At 59.9% G+C, this 14,751-nt stretch carries 14 protein-coding genes; 9 read left to right on the top strand and 5 right to left on the bottom strand.

What is annotated here, in order from left to right:
* Positions 1 to 3 precede the first annotated feature (3 nt).
* Positions 4 to 3,267: a formate dehydrogenase-N subunit alpha gene (fdnG, locus tag HMPREF3104_RS09215; RefSeq protein WP_210386498.1), complete on the bottom strand. Its 3,264-nt coding sequence runs from the start codon at positions 3,265 to 3,267 to the stop codon at positions 4 to 6.
* 165 nt (positions 3,268 to 3,432) lie between these two features.
* Here fdnG and HMPREF3104_RS09225 point away from each other — a divergent pair, with 165 nt between their 5' ends.
* Positions 3,433 to 4,980: a DUF4185 domain-containing protein gene (locus tag HMPREF3104_RS09225; protein ID WP_070495328.1), complete on the top strand. Its 1,548-nt coding sequence runs from the start codon at positions 3,433 to 3,435 to the stop codon at positions 4,978 to 4,980.
* Positions 4,981 to 5,048: 68 nt separating this feature from the next.
* Positions 5,049 to 6,524 carry an MFS transporter gene (locus tag HMPREF3104_RS09230; protein WP_246816404.1) on the top strand — a complete coding sequence of 492 codons (1,476 nt, stop codon included), beginning with the start codon at positions 5,049 to 5,051 and terminating at the stop codon, positions 6,522 to 6,524.
* Here the strand turns inward: HMPREF3104_RS09230 and HMPREF3104_RS09235 are convergent.
* Positions 6,493 to 6,945 (bottom strand): GNAT family N-acetyltransferase, encoded by a 453-nt coding sequence (locus tag HMPREF3104_RS09235; protein ID WP_070495332.1) that lies wholly within the window; start codon positions 6,943 to 6,945, stop codon positions 6,493 to 6,495. The genes HMPREF3104_RS09230 and HMPREF3104_RS09235 overlap by 32 nt on opposite strands.
* A gap of 5 nt (positions 6,946 to 6,950) precedes the next feature.
* Here HMPREF3104_RS09235 and HMPREF3104_RS09240 point away from each other — a divergent pair, with 5 nt between their 5' ends.
* Complete coding sequence (locus HMPREF3104_RS09240; protein ID WP_070495334.1) at positions 6,951 to 7,763, top strand: spermidine synthase; 813 nt, start codon at positions 6,951 to 6,953, stop codon at positions 7,761 to 7,763.
* Here HMPREF3104_RS09240 and HMPREF3104_RS09245 read toward each other — a convergent pair.
* Positions 7,760 to 8,302: a 2'-5' RNA ligase gene (locus tag HMPREF3104_RS09245; protein WP_070495336.1), complete on the bottom strand. Its 543-nt coding sequence runs from the start codon at positions 8,300 to 8,302 to the stop codon at positions 7,760 to 7,762. The two genes, HMPREF3104_RS09240 and HMPREF3104_RS09245, sit on opposite strands and share 4 nt — an antisense overlap.
* A gap of 70 nt (positions 8,303 to 8,372) precedes the next feature.
* Here HMPREF3104_RS09245 and HMPREF3104_RS09250 point away from each other — a divergent pair, with 70 nt between their 5' ends.
* From HMPREF3104_RS09250 to HMPREF3104_RS09260, 3 genes are read left to right on the top strand one after another with little or no spacing between them, the layout of a single operon-like run.
* The gene (locus HMPREF3104_RS09250; protein WP_070495338.1) at positions 8,373 to 9,584 is read left to right on the top strand and encodes an ABC transporter substrate-binding protein; all 1,212 of its coding nucleotides are present in this window, start codon (positions 8,373 to 8,375) and stop codon (positions 9,582 to 9,584) included.
* A gap of 3 nt (positions 9,585 to 9,587) precedes the next feature.
* Positions 9,588 to 10,670 (top strand): FecCD family ABC transporter permease, encoded by a 1,083-nt coding sequence (locus HMPREF3104_RS09255; RefSeq protein WP_083279042.1) that lies wholly within the window; start codon positions 9,588 to 9,590, stop codon positions 10,668 to 10,670.
* 17 nt (positions 10,671 to 10,687) lie between these two features.
* Positions 10,688 to 11,440 (top strand): ABC transporter ATP-binding protein, encoded by a 753-nt coding sequence (locus HMPREF3104_RS09260; protein WP_232305789.1) that lies wholly within the window; start codon positions 10,688 to 10,690, stop codon positions 11,438 to 11,440.
* A gap of 6 nt (positions 11,441 to 11,446) precedes the next feature.
* Here the strand turns inward: HMPREF3104_RS09260 and HMPREF3104_RS09265 are convergent, their stop codons facing one another.
* Positions 11,447 to 12,220: a MerR family transcriptional regulator gene (locus HMPREF3104_RS09265; RefSeq protein ID WP_070495340.1), complete on the bottom strand. Its 774-nt coding sequence runs from the start codon at positions 12,218 to 12,220 to the stop codon at positions 11,447 to 11,449.
* Between the two features lie 62 nt (positions 12,221 to 12,282).
* Between HMPREF3104_RS09265 and HMPREF3104_RS09270 the strand changes: the two genes are divergently transcribed.
* Positions 12,283 to 12,780, top strand: coding sequence for a GNAT family N-acetyltransferase (locus HMPREF3104_RS09270; protein ID WP_070495342.1), 498 nt, complete (start codon positions 12,283 to 12,285; stop codon positions 12,778 to 12,780).
* Positions 12,781 to 12,843: 63 nt separating this feature from the next.
* Here HMPREF3104_RS09270 and HMPREF3104_RS12505 read toward each other — a convergent pair whose 3' ends face one another.
* Positions 12,844 to 12,990: a hypothetical protein gene (locus HMPREF3104_RS12505; protein ID WP_157045293.1), complete on the bottom strand. Its 147-nt coding sequence runs from the start codon at positions 12,988 to 12,990 to the stop codon at positions 12,844 to 12,846.
* 133 nt (positions 12,991 to 13,123) lie between these two features.
* Here HMPREF3104_RS12505 and HMPREF3104_RS09275 point away from each other — a divergent pair, with 133 nt between their 5' ends.
* Together HMPREF3104_RS09275 and HMPREF3104_RS09280 are read left to right on the top strand one after the other, a co-directional pair.
* Positions 13,124 to 14,248 carry a hypothetical protein gene (locus tag HMPREF3104_RS09275; RefSeq protein WP_141738196.1) on the top strand — a complete coding sequence of 375 codons (1,125 nt, stop codon included), beginning with the start codon at positions 13,124 to 13,126 and terminating at the stop codon, positions 14,246 to 14,248.
* On the top strand, positions 14,248 to 14,745 hold the full coding sequence (locus HMPREF3104_RS09280; RefSeq protein ID WP_070495345.1) for a hypothetical protein: 498 nt from the start codon (positions 14,248 to 14,250) through the stop codon (positions 14,743 to 14,745). Before HMPREF3104_RS09275 ends, HMPREF3104_RS09280 begins: the two co-directional genes overlap by 1 nt.
* Positions 14,746 to 14,751 lie beyond the last annotated feature (6 nt).

A 14,751-nucleotide genomic window follows, 5' to 3' on the forward strand; every position in this document is an offset into this window, starting at 1 on the left:
TACCTAGCCTTCCCTCTCCGCCATATTCTGCTTCGTGTTATCTACTTCCGCCGTGTGCTCATCGTCCAGTCCCGGCGACGCGGTTGCATCGTGCGAGCCCAGTTTGGAGCCAGTGTCCTCGGTCAGGCCTGCACGTTTCTGGTACTCACGCACCAGCGCATCGCGTTCAGCACCGCGTGGACGGCGGCCCGGGCGGATATCCACCGCGGACACCTTGGACGCCTGAATGTTCACGTTTGGATCCAGCATGATGCCAAGCAGGTCATTTGGCCCGTCACCGCTGACCTCGGCGTACTTGCCTTTGCCGTAGTGGAACGGCATGCCGATCTGTTCGTACTGCTGCTCCCCAATGGTCAGGGACTGAATGCGGTCCGTGACCAGCACGCGGGACTCGATTGCGCCACGCGGCGAAATCAAGGTTGCCCAGCCACCGTTTTCCAAACCAACCTTCTCGGCCAGCTGCGGGGAAACCTCGCAGAACAGCTCTGGCTGCAGCTCCGCCAAGAATGGCAGCGTTCGCGTCATCGCACCCGAGGTATACATCTCCGTCAAACGGTAGGTGTTCAGGATGTACGGGTAGACCTCTGTGCCTTCCTCACCGTAGTTCGGGGCAGACAGGTTATTCGGGCCACGCATGACAATTCGCGACGGCGACTGCTGCTGCTTGTACAGGAAGTTCGGGAATGGCGACTCCTGTGGCTCATAGTGCGTCGGCATCGGGCCGTCGACCATGCCACGCGGGGCAAACAGCCAACCCTTGCCGTCCGGCTGCATGATGAACGGATCATCGCCAGCCAACGCATCCGGTCCCACAGCGTCACGATCCGGTTTGTAATCCGGCGCCTTGTTTACCGGGAAGTCCACCACATCCGGCGACTCCCAACGCTCAGCGTCCTCATTCCACCAGACCAGCTTCTTACGCTCAGACCACGGCTTGCCATCCGCATCAGCGGACGCACGGTTGTACAGCACGCGGCGGTTCAGCGGCCACGCCCAGCCCCAGTCAAGCGCCATCTCATCCTGCTCGGAACCAGGGCGCTTGTTTGCGGAACGGTTCACGCCGCCTGCAAACACGCCGGAGTAAATCCAGCAGCCAGACGAGGTGGTGCCGTCCGCCTTCAGGTCAGCAAAGCTATCCACCAGCTGTCCCTTGCGCGGACCTTCGAGGAAGTAGCCGTTGATCTCACGCAGCACAGACTCTGCATCGATCTCACCGTGCTCATCCAGGTCATAGTCCCAGGTGATGGACTGCAACGGAAGGTCACGCGGGTCAGTGGAATCCTTCACCCGCTCCTTCAGGCGCAGACCCAGCTCGTAGAAGAACTGCAGATCACTATCCGCATCGCCTGGTGGCTGCTTCGCCTGGAAGCGCCACTGCAGCAGACGCTGCGTCTGGGTAAATGTACCGGCCTTTTCCACGTGGTTCGCGGCAGGCAGCAAGAAGACTTCAGTGTCAATCTCCTCGGTCACCAACGCGCCGGAAGCAACCTCTGGAGAATCCTTCCAGAACGTTGCCGTCTCAATCTCCTGGAAATCGCGTACCACCAGCCACTTCAGCTTGGACAGTGCCATGCGCTGCATGTAGCCGTTGGACTGCGCCACCGCCGGGTTTTGGCCGAACACGAAGTAGCCATCAACCTGTCCCTGCATCATCAGCTGCAGCGTGTGGTACGTCGAATGTGCACCGGTCAGACGTGGCATGAGGTCCATACCCCAGTTGTTGTCTTCGGTGGCCGCATCGCCCCAGTAGGCCTTCATCAGGGAGACCGAATAGTTATCGCGCTTCTGCCAGAAACCCTTTTGGTCTGCCACGGCCACCGTATCCAGGTACTGGTCCCAGGTTTGCACCTCCGCCTGCGGCATCGGCAGGTAGCCAGGAAGCAGGTGGAACAGCGTCGGCACGTCAGTCGAGCCCTGGATCGACGCGTGACCACGCAGCGCCATAATGCCGGAGCCTGGACGGCCCACGTTGCCCATGAGCAGCTGCAGGATCGCACAGGTACGGATGAACTGGGCACCCATGGTGTGCTGCGTCCAGCCAAGCGCATAGGCAAAGCACGTCGTGCGCTCACGACCGGAGTTCTCCGCAATGGACTTAGCCAGGTAGTAGAAGTCTTCCTGCGAAATACCGCAGGACTTCTCCACCATCTCCGGGGTGTAGCGGGAGTAGTGGCGCTTCAGGATCTGGAACACACAGTTCGGATCCTTAAGTGTCTCGTCCTTCTCCACATCCCAGGACACTTGCGCATCCCAAGCAGGCTTCGGCTGCCACGTGGAGTTGTCGTACTTACCCGTCTTCGGGTCATAGCCAGAGAAGATGCCCTCAAGGTCTTCCGTGTCTTGGAAGTCCTCGTTGATGATCACGGAGGCGTTGGTGAACGCCTTGATGTAATCCTCAAAGTAGAGCTCATTGTCCAGCACGTACTTAATCACCGCGCCAAGCAGCACCACATCCGAGCCACCTCGGATCGGGATGTGCTTATGGGCGATTGCGGACGTTCGCGTGAACCTCGGGTCCACGTGAATAATCCGAGCACCACGATTCTTGGCTTCAATCACCCACTGGAAACCCACCGGGTGTGCTTCGGCCATATTCGACCCTTGAATGACAATGCAGTCCGCATTCGCCATGTCCTGCAGCGGCTGGGTCGCGCCGCCACGGCCAAACGAGGATCCCAAACTGGGAACCGTGGAGGAGTGTCATATACGGGCCTGATTTTCAATCTGCACCGCGCCAGAGGCAGTCCAGAGTTTCTTAATCAGGTAGTTTTCCTCGTTGTCCATGGCCGCACCGCCAAGGCCAGCGATGCCCATGGTGCGGCGAACCGGGTTGCCGTGCTCGTCCGTGTCCTGCCAGCCGTTCTTGCGGGCCTCCATGAAGCGATCCGCAATCATCTCCAGCGCGGTTTCACGGTCAAGCGTTTGCCACTCCGTTGCCTTCGGCGCACGGTAGAGCACCTCAGTCAGACGGTTGGGGGCGTTGACTAGCTGCTCGGAGGCGGCACCCTTCGGGCACAGACGCCCACGGGAGTGCGGGGAATCCGGGTCACCCTCAATCTGGATGACCTTGCCATCTTTGACATAGACGTTCTGGCCGCAACCGACAGCACAGTACGGGCACACGCTTTTGACCACACGGTCAGCGTCAATGGTGCGCCCTTCCATTTCCTTCGTGCGGCGAGACTCAGTGTTCTCACCGCGGGCGAAGAGGTCACCGCCGCGTAGCTGGCGCACAACCGGCCAGTTGAGAGGACTGATTCGAGACATGCCTCACACACTAGCGCATAACGGCACAGCACCTCGCACGCTTCAAAACACTGGACAGTTCCGGACAGTTTCCGCGCGCCTTTTAGTTATGTGTTTGTTAGAGTCAGAATCCTTGCAAGATCCTTGCAAGTTGTATCGAATTTCGCTGTCAAGAAATCGGGTTTCATGTTCCGCAACGCCTCTTCCCGCGCCCTCGTGAGCGCAGCAACCATCTCCGCGCTCACCCTGGCCGCAACCACTGCGCCTCACGCTCAGGCCCAGGAGTTGCCTGCCGAGCACGAAACGTTGAAACCCGAGGTTCCGGTGGACAGCAGCCCAGCGGCTGAAGACGCTGAAGTTGGAGCAGAGCAAACCCAGGACGAAGGTGAGCCCTTGGGCTACTTTGACAAGGGTTTTGCTCGCAGCGCGGACCCACAAGGCGTCGCTGCTCCAAGCCAGGTTGAGCCGAACGTGACCGTGCAGGTGCTCGGTGACATCCTGGGTCCCTACTCGCAGCACGTGGGTTTCCGCTCTGGTGATTTGGGCATCATGGCGCCGATTAATGATGAGGGCGAGTTCGCCATGATCTTCGGCGACTCCTTCCGTGGCGCAAGTGTTGGCCAGGGCGAGTGGATGAGCCCTGTCGGTGTCGTGGCCAAGCGCGACGAGAATGACTACGTGGATATTCAGCGCCCGTTGAACAAGGGCGAGCGCGTCAAGCAGACCCTTGGGTACTTGCGCGACGGCAACCTCACCGTGATTCCTTCGGACATTATCAATATCAACGGAACGCTGTACCTGCAGGCGATGCGTACCCGCGGGTTGCACAACACCGAGGTTTCGCAGTTTTGGAAGTCTACGGACCAGGGCCAAACCTGGCAGCCGGATGGCTTCTACTACTCCGCCATGAAGCATCGAGGAAGCCAACGCGGCATGGACGAGATGTTGTCGTGGGAGATGGGCCCTGATGGCTACGTTTACATCGTCACCACCACGTTTGATCGCAATAAAACAAACGTTGCGCCCATGTACCTGTTCCGCGTTGAGCCGGAAAACCTGACCAACCGCAACGCCTGGAAGATGCTGAATCTTAACGACGGCAACTGGTACGGCGTCGACGGCTCTGGCACCGCCATCCTGGATCATGACACCGAAGGCCGCGTGGTCAACGCCGGCGAGATGAACTTGCGTTACATCGACGGCAACTGGGTACTCGTGCTTTTCAACGAGACGACGCTGCAGGTAGAGGTGCGCATTTCCAAGGATATTGACGTTGATTGGAACAACGTCCCCGCCGTCGCTATCGCGAAGAATGGGCCTTGGTCTAACCAGCAAACGCCATCCAACTGGTCGCAGCCCTACGGCGGCTACATCGTGCCGGGTTCCAGCATCAATGACATGGACATTGTTGTCTCCCAGTGGAAGACCAGTGACAATAGCCGTTACATGGCGACTCAGTTCAACGTCCGCGGTCTGGAAACCTTCTACCCAAACCTGGTCGATGAAAGCGGCCAGCCGTTTGAATCCATCGCGCCGCGCACGGAGTTCCCGGAAAAGACGATCCGCCCCGCATTGCCGGAGCCGACGCTTCCGGTTCCGACGTCTTCGGATTCCCTGCAAACCACGGCGATTGTCCTTGGCATTATCGCCTCCATCGGTGCGCTTGCGGTGTTCAGCTGGCCGATGCTGCGCCCGCTGCTGCCGGCACAGATCCAGGACGTGCTGCCGTTCTAGCCCCCATTTAGCCTGCGGAGATGCCCATCTCCGCGGGCGTGTGGGGTACGTGGCGTAAAGTCACAGCGATGAAGCCCACAACCCCACCTTCGCCCCAGCAGAGCTCGCCATGGCCGGCGCTTTGGGCAATGATGCTGGGCTTTTTCATGATCTTGGTGGATTCCACCATCGTCTCCGTTGCAATCCCGGCGATTACTGAGGATCTTGGCGCCAGCTACAACGAGGTCATCTGGGTCAATAGCGCCTACCTCCTTGCGTACGCTGTGCCGCTTTTGATCACTGGGCGCCTCGGCGACCGGTTCGGGCCACGAAACATCTACATCCTTGGGCTGGCACTATTCACCCTCTCATCCCTCGCATGCGGCTTGGCTAGCACCTCCGCAGCACTGATCGCGGCGCGCGCATTCCAAGGACTCGGCGGGGCGATGGTCACGCCGCAAACCATGTCGGTGATGATCCGCACGTTTACCCCCACCCAGCGCGGCGGTGCTATGGGAGTGTGGGGCGCAACCGCTGGCCTTGCCACTGTTATGGGACCGTTGCTAGGCGGCGTGCTTGTAGACGCCGGCGGCTGGCCCTGGATCTTCAACGTCAACGTGCCCATTGGCATTATCGGCATCATCTTGGCGCTTATCTACGTGCCCAAGCTGGAGCAGACGAACCGCACGTTTGACTGGCTCGGCGTTGTTTTAAGCGCCACGGGCATGTTCTGCCTAGTATTTGGCATTCAGGAGGCGGAGCACTTCAACTGGGACTGGCGGGTCTGGGCGCTGCTTATCGCCGCGGCTGTGCTGCTGACGCTGTTTGTGCAAAAGCAGCGGACGCTTGGAGATACCGCGCTGGTTCCCTTGCGGCTGTTCAATGACCGCAACTTCACCTTGGCCAACGTCACCATCGCCACCGTCGGGTTCGCCGTTTCCACCTACATCATTCCGTGGATGATCTACGTGCAAAACGTCCAAGGATTCACGCCAACGCAGGCTGCGCTGCTGGTCCTTCCGTCGGGCGTCATCTCTGGCGTGCTGGCGCCGATCATCGGCAGACTCACCAACACACATGACCCGAAGCCCTTTGCCATCACCGGGCTTTCGCTCGCGGCACTATCTATGGCGATATCAGCACTGATCACTACTCCTGAGGTAGATTCGCGCTGGATGTACGCCATCGCCGCGCTCTACGGCGTGGCCAACTCCATGATGTGGGGCCCGCTGTCCATGGTGGCCACCCGCAACCTGGAACGCACGCTGGCGGGTGCCGGTTCCAGCGTCTACAACACCACACGTCAGATCGGTGCCGTGATCGGCTCTGCAGCCATCGCAGCGATGATGACATCGCAGCTCACGCGCACGCTCGGCGGCAGCGCTGGCGAAACCAGCACCACCGGCGCCGCTGCAACGCACATGAGTGGCACGCTGCCGCCGCCGCTGCACCAGCCGTTTGCAGACGCCATGAGTACATCCATCTGGCTGCCCTGCGCCGTCATCGCGCTTGGTGCGTTGGTGGCGTGCTGCTTTAAACGGACTGAGTCTTGGTCTGCGCAATAGCAGCAAACGTATCCGGGTTCAGGTTCCACACCGGCGGATCAATGCGTTCAAATCCGTAGTGCTCCCAGAACTTCACGGCCTGGGTGTTCGTCGGCATGACCATCAGGTGGATGGCTGGGGTGCCTAGGTCGGCGAGGTACTTCACGGCGGCGTTAACAAGCATCCGCCCAATGCCGCTTCCCTGCACTTCCGGGCGAACCCCAACCATGTGCAGCCAGCCGCGGTGGCCGTCAAAACCGGGCATGATTACGCCGTCAATAACCCCGTCGGCTTCCGCAACGAAGATGGTGCTGGTGGGGGTGGCCATTGCCAGATCAAAATCTACCGGCGGGTTGTTCCAACGGTTGGTGATGCCGGAGACATCCCATACCTCACAAACCTGATCCCTATCCGCCGGTGTCGCCTCGCGCAGTGTATGCATGAGGCATGAGTGTAACGGGCAGCGGCACAAGTCGACGAAAGCCACGCTCCCCCAAACGGCGAATCACCGGCACCTACCCAATTGACACTGGTCACGCCAGCATCGTCGCGGACCCTGCGCGCGACGGCGGCTACATTCTTGAGGTCAACCGTGTGCCCTCGTCCTACGTTGTGCCCGGCGCGCCGGAGGTGCTGGAATATGACTACATGCAGTGGGTCGCAGGTTTCATCGCCGGCGCTGGGCTGACGGAGCCGTTTACCGCAGTCCATCTGGGTGCGGCCGGGTGCGCGCTGCCCAGTTACGTCAACCACCGTTGGGATAGCCGCAATATTGCCGTTGAGCTGGACCGGGGTTTGGCTCGCGTGGTGCGCAGCGCCTTCGATCCGCAGGTGGAGATCGTGGTGGCTGAGGCCCGCGCGTTTACGCATGCTCTTGCGCCGGCTTCGGTGGATGTGATCGTTCGCGATGTGTTTGCTGGCCCGGATACCCCGCGCCCGTTGACCACGGTGGAGTTCTTCCATGCGGCACATCGCGCACTTCGGCCCGGCGGGTTGTTCGTGGCCAACATCGGTGATCGTGCGGGACTGCCGAATACCCGCGCTGAGCTTGCCGGACTCGCCGAGGTTTTCGCCTACACCATGGCCGCCGCCACGCCTGAAGTCCTTGCCGGCCGCGCGTACGGCAACGTGGTGGTTGCGGCAACAGATTCTCCTTTGGCGTTCCGTGGTGCGGTTCCATCCAAAAAGGGCAGTTTGCTTATCGACGCCCACGTCAACCCCCACCACGACCAACCCCACCCCCGGCGCGCAACCCCTTAAAACTCAAACTCCGTACCCAGACTTGGCTGGTAGAACACGGCGCGCTGGGCGGTGATGTCGTTGAAGTGGGGCGAGGTGACCTCCGCTAGTGCTGCGATGTAGTCCGGCACGATCGCTTTGGGCAGACGCAACCCCATGGTCAGGTGCGGAATCCAGCGCTCGCCGCGCCCTTCTGGGTTCATCGCGCTGATGGTGCGGGCGGCTCGCTCAAGTGGTTCCGGCGCCTCCAGTAGCCAGGTGACTGTTTGTTTGGATTTGGTGCCAAACACGGCGACGCCGACGCGTCGCAAAGAAGCCGGAAGCAGCGGCGGCAAGAGTACAGCGGCCTCCCCGATCACCTGGCGCTGCATAGTGGGCGCGAATGTGATGGACACATGCGGGCGCTGGCGCTGCTTGGGAAACCCCCGCCGCGCAAGCTCCGCGTAGATCGCGCGCACAGTCTGCTCGTCTTCATCTGACAAGCGCAGCAGGATGTTTTCGGGTGACACGAGGCCAAGGGTAGCGAAGCCTTGGGGATCCCAACTACCCCTTCTTGACATTAGGTGAGCCTTACCTTACGTTCTGTATCGACCCTTAACTTAGGCTTACCTACCTTGGAAAGGTTGTGTTGTGAAACTCTCCACCAAACTCGGCGCGTTTGCTATCGCAGCGTGCACCGCGCTGAGCCTTGCGGCTTGCTCAAGCTCCGAAACCTCGTCTACTTCGTCATCTACAGCACCTGCGACATCCTCGTCAGTGGAGCGCAGCGCTACGACCGCACTCACCGTCACGGACGCCGCCGGCCGCACACTGAAATTCGATGAACTGCCGGAGCGCATTGTGCTCGCCGAAGGCCGCGCTGCCTTCGCCACTGCCCTGTTGCAGGAAGATCCGCTGCACAACATCGCCGCATACGGCCAGGACCTGGTGAAAAATGCTGGCGCATTCCGCGACAAGCTCATCGAACTCGACCCAGAGGTGGAAAAGATGCCGGTGATCGGCTCTGTTCACAAGGGCGATGTCACCGTAGAAAACCTGCTGGCACAGAACCCAGATGTGGTCATTATGACCCTGGATCAGAAGAAGGCCGTTGAGGAAAGCGGATTCATCTCCGACATGGATGCCGCTGGCATCACCTACGCGTTCATCGATTTCCGCCAAAAGCCCTTGGAAAACACCACAGTATCTATGAAGCTCCTGGGAGACCTGCTGGGCCAGAGCGAACGCGCAGAAAAGTACAACGAGTTCTACAACGCAAAGGTCAAAGAGATCACTGACCGCGTTGCAAAAACTACAGAGCGCCCGAACGTGCTGCTGTGGACCGCTGCGGGTTACAACGAGTGCTGCGCCGTCGCAGGTAATGTCCACCTGGGCACGTTGGTTACCGCAGCAGGTGGACACAACCTCGGGCCGGATGTCCTCGGCCCAGAGACGAAGACCATCACTCCGGAAAAACTCATTGAGCTTGACCCTGACAAGATCATTGTCACCGGTGGCGAGTGGGCCAGGGACCCCAACAAGACTGACACGTTCCGCCACGTAGAGCTGGGCTACCAGTCCACCCCGGAACTAGCCTTGGAAACATCGCAGGGCCCGCTGAACAAGCCAGGTTTTGAACTGCTGCAGGCACCGAAGGACGGCAACTTCTTCGCCGTGTACCACCAGTTCTACGACAACCCCTTCAACGTATTCGCGCTCGAAGCTTTTGCTGCATGGATTCACCCGGAAGAGTTCGCTAACTACAACCCAACGGAGGAATTCAAGCAATTCCACAAGGACTGGCTACCGATTCCTTACAGCGGCGTGTTCTTCCTCGACCCGGCTCACCCGGAGAAGGCATAACCCGTGACTACCCAGGTATCTACGCCGCAGATAAAGGCAGTGGATGCCCGCCAGGCCGCGATTGACAGTTACCGCAAACGCGGACGTAACAAAGCGTTCGCTATTGCTGGTCTAGTCGTCGCGGTTTTTGCGAGCTTCCTGTTTGCCATCATTGTCGGTCCCCTCAACATCTCCATCGCTGATGTGTTTCTGGCAGTATTTCGCCCGGATCATGTAGATGAGCAGACGCGTGTAGTCATTCGTACGCTTCGCCTGCCCGCCGCCGTAATGGCGGTCCTGTGCGGCGCAGCACTCGGGTTGGCCGGTGGGAAGATGCAGACGATTCTGGATAACCCGTTGGCCGAGCCTTTCACGCTTGGCATTTCGGCTGCCGCTGCTTTCGGTGCGGCATTGTCCATCGTGATGGGGTGGACGGTGATTGCGAACCCCCAGTTCAACCTGGCGCTAACCGCCGCCGTATCCGCGCTGCTTGCTGTAGCAATTGTCGCCGTGGCATCGGTGTGGCGTGGCGCCACCGCAGAATCCATGATCCTGCTCGGCATTGCGTTGTCGTTTTTCTTCCAGGCACTGTTATCCCTTTTGCAGTACGGTGCCAACATCGAGGCCCTGCAGCAGATCGTGTTCTGGACCATGGGCTCAATGCAGCGCGCTACCTGGACCTCGAACACGATCCTTGCTGTGGTGCTGGCTGCTGCAGTTCCCTACTGTGTGGCTAACTCTTGGCGTTTAACGGCGCTTCGGCTTGGCGACGACCGCGCGGCCGCCCTCGGCATCGACGTCAAGCGCCTCCGCCTCACCACCCTCATCGTCGCTTCACTCTTGGCCGCTGCATCCGTGGCGTTTACCGGCATCATCGGATTCATCGGGTTGGTTGGGCCTCATGTGGCCCGCATGCTGGTTGGTGAGGACCAGAAGTACTTCCTGCCAGGTTCTGCTGCCGCAGGGGCAATGCTGCTCAGCTTGGCCTATGCCGTTTCCCTGTCCATCATCCCTGGTTTGGCAATCCCGATCGGCATCATCACGGCCCTGGTTGGCGTGCCGTTTTTCGTGTTCCTCATCTTTACTCGCACAAAGGGCAGGAGATAACCACTATGACAAGTTGCGTGACAATTACCGCGCGAGCGCTCACTGTCGGATACGGCCGGACAACCATCCTGCACAATATGGATTTCGGCCCGCTCGAAACGGGCAAGGTCATCGGGCTTATCGGCCCGAATGCGGCGGGCAAGTCGACGCTGGTTAAAACGATTGCGGGGATTAAGCGTCCACAATCAGGCACTTGCTCCGTCACCGTGGGCAGCAAAGTTGTAGAGGGCAGAGAGCGAACCCAGGCCATCGGATACGTGCCTCAGGACCTGCTGGCAACCGCGTCCCTGACCACCTTCGAGTCAGTGATGGTCTCCGCCCGCCGGAGCGAAGTGGAAGACTGGGATCCAATAAGCGCAACAGCTGACACCCTGGAACGCCTTGGCATTACCTACCTGTCAGACCGGCTGATCTCCGAAATGTCCGGCGGCCAGCGCCAGCTGGTTGGCGTTGCGCAGATGCTGGTGCGCCACCCGAACATTTTGCTTCTGGACGAGCCAACTTCCGCCCTTGACATCCACCACCAAGTACACCTGCTGGAGATTGTGCGTGAGGAGGTGCGCGGCACCGACCGCCTGGCCGTGGTGGCCATCCACGACCTCAACTTGGCAGCTCGTTTTTGTGACGAGCTGCTGGTGATTAAAGGCGGCCGCGCCATCGCGCACGACAAGCCCAAAACGGTACTCACCCCGGAACTGCTTCATGAGGTCTACGACATCGACGCTCGCATTCTTTACGACGCCGACGTCCCCGTCATCTGCCCCGTATAAATTCCCTTATCCCCACTGAGGGTTATCCACATCCACGCCAGCTTCGGCAGCCGCGGCCTCGACCAACTGCAGCAGGTAGTCCTGGGCGCCGGCGTAGGCCTTGTGGAAGCGGTGATCGCCCACATACATCCGCGCGAGAATCAGCTGACGCGCAGGCGTTACCTCATACCACTGCCCAATGCTCTCGCGGTGGCGTGTAACCAACGGGGCAGCTTCCTCGGACCCCGGTTTCACACCAGCATCGCGGGCGGCTACCAGATCAGCAGCCAGCGTCTCCTGCTCTTCTTGGAGGCGAGCGAAGTCACCTTCCCCCATCTGCGCGAGCTTCTCCTGGGACTGCGCCCACTCAGCAGTATCGCCCCAGCGCTCCTGTGCCTCTGCCTGGTACGCGGGCATGTCTTCGCCCAGGTATTTCTTCATTGCGTCCATATCTATGTTGCCTTTCTTCATATCGTTGATCAGGTTGTTGATGGTGGTGAGTTGTTGGGTGAGCGTGCGGCGTCGATAAGCAAGAGCCCTACGGTGGTGCTCCAAGGCGGCCGCAAGGGCATCCGGGGAGGCGTCGAGCAGCTCACCAATCTGGGCAAGCGGCACGCCGACCCCGCGGTACAGCGCGATCGCCGCACCGCGCTCCATCTCAGCGTCGGTGTAGATGCGGTAATCCGCCGTGGTGCGCTCCGGGATAAGCAGGCCCATCGACTCCCAGTGGCGCAGCGCCTTCGCGCTCACACCAAGGATTTCCGCCGCCTGGCCAACCGTGTACTCGTTTCCATCAACCATACTGTCGATTGAACAGGTTGCCGTAGGGGCAAGGTCAAATACGGCGCGTAGCATGGATCAGCATGCACTTGCTTCGCACCCCACGCCTTGTATTGTCCGTACCCACGGACGCCGATGTTGACGCCATCTTTGCCATCCACTCGGATGCGCGTACCTACGAGCACCGCCCCGATCTGGCCATGAAAACCAGGCAGGAAGCCGAGGAGCTGGCGCATGCGTGGCAGACGAATTGGCGTGAGAAGCAGCTGGGCTACTACGTGGTGTCCACACTCGATGGTGCAACCATTGGCTTTACGGGCCTGCGCCATAGCCAGGAGGCTGGCGAGGACGTGCTCAACCTCTACTACCGCTTCGCCCCAGAATCCCAAGGCAAAGGCTATGCCAAAGAAGCTGCGGCCGCGGCCCTGGCAAGCGCCCGTGAGCGGTTCCCAGAGTTGCCCGTGGTTGCCATCATTGACCCTACGAATGAGGCGTCAATTGGTTTGGCTTTGAAGCTGGGACTTCAGCACGTCCCCGGTGCAGGAGTTCCTGATGACTACGAGGTGTACCGGTGTTCCTAGTGGCGGAAAGACGACATCGGTTTGCCCGGTTTTGCCCCTATCCCCGCTGATTTGGGAGATATATCAAGTGTTCACCGGCTGAAGTCCAATGTTCAAAGGCGCAACCTCAACATCAGCCGGATCATTCATCAATAGCTTGTCTACAAAGCTCTCCTCACTCCGAGTGAGCTTGGAGTATTCCGCGATCGTTTTTGGGATATTGGTAGCCATCAGCCCCCTTTTTTAGTGACGTACTTTCATTTTATGGATTCAGTCGGGCTAATCAATGCTCGAGATTCCACTCCAGTGTTTTGCTGTTGCCACAGCACCAGTTGCGGCCGATTCGGTTGTAGGTTAAATGACTATGTGTCGTAGTTTTCCCGTGCGTGTTGCCCTGCCGTTTGTTGCCTGCGCTCTTGCGCTCAGCGCCTGCTCCGGCAGCGGCGACACCGTCGTTGTAACCGCCACCGAAGTTGTAGACCCTGATTCCGGCGAGGTGTACACCACCGTTGCTGGCCAGCCTGAGGAGCCGCCGACGCGCAAACAGGACACACGCGCCAAGGAAGCAGACTGGCGCACCGAATACGCCAAAGTGCTAGATAACCCTGGCAGTTACAACTTTGACCTCCCCAACCCCACCGGCATCGCCCTTGAATACGCCCCCGATGGCAACTACCGCTACGCCCTTGTAGAGGCCAACGGCGGCGGCACGCCGGAGCTGCTTTTGAGCTTCGACGGCGTCGATGAAATGTCCAACCACTTCTCTCGCGTGCTGCTGTTTCAGGTTGGGGATGGTGGGACCGCGGAGGCGTCGACAAGCATCCTGACCCAAGGTGCCTCCGGTGCGGGCGGGTACCGTGCGACGATCCAGGCCTCCCAGCTTGGATACGGCCTGTACCAAAGCGAGCACTCCAGCGGCACGGGTCGTGGCGAGACAACCTGGTGCGAGATCGACGGCACGGAGATCCTGTCGGCAGAAAAACCCCGTGATTTCAACATTCAGTACGCGTTTCCGCTCCATCTAGAAATCACGTGGACGCCGATCGAGGACCGCGGCCCGCTCGAAACTGGCGATCTCACCGTGGCACTGCCCGAGGCCCGTCGGGGCAACGCTCCCGCTGACGCACCGGATGCGGTGGCTGAAGGCACCGTGGTGATGAAGCATGGCTACGAGCTTCGCCCTGAAGGCATGCCGAACAACGAGGACCCCAACAGCGAATACCTCCTGCTCCAGCTGGACGCGTCGCAGGACTTCACCGACTACCGGGCCTCCGGTGAAGTAGTGACCCGCGACACCGACACCATCTCCCTAGGCGGCCGGGAGATCAGCACATACCCCCGGGATTGGGGCACCGAATGGGAGCAGGTCCTAGGCAAACGCGTCCGCTTGACGATGGCTGCGGACTCGGTCCACTTCCAAACCGATACCGGCATGCCGATGGGTGCGCTGCGCGTTACGTCCTTTAAGAACGTTGAGGTGCTGGACTGATGCGCCGCCTCAGTGTCGTGCTTGCTGCGTTAGCGTTGACCGCGTGTGTGCCGGAGTTGCCTGAGGTGCCGGATTTGCCGGAGGTTGAGGAGCCTGCGCTTGAGGAGCCTTTGCTTGACGACGCCCCCGTCAACGCCGACCACCCCGATGTTTTTGCCACCCTGCGCATTATGGATGGCGACACTGCTGTGCGCGAGGTCGGTAACTTTTACGCCGACCCGGATGAGACGTATTTCTTCCTGGAACTACCTGCCCCCACCGAGATCTCGGGGATCCAGGGCGGCGCGCCTAAGGTGAGCGAAACAAAGTGGATCACCATCGGCACCGAAGATGAGGCACTAGACCTTTTCGGTTACGACACGGACCTTTCCCTGCTTGAAGGCAAAATGCTTCACCTGTTTCTTAATCCTGACCGGATTTTCTACCCGGGTGATCCAAGCTGGCCCGGCCACTCCCCGAGGATTGATGAGATCACCGGGTACACATTTGCTGGTTAAGGGCAC

Origin of the sequence: Corynebacterium sp. HMSC30G07 (assembly GCF_001806945.1) — a bacterium.
Lineage (GTDB): Bacteria > Actinomycetota > Actinomycetes > Mycobacteriales > Mycobacteriaceae > Corynebacterium > Corynebacterium riegelii.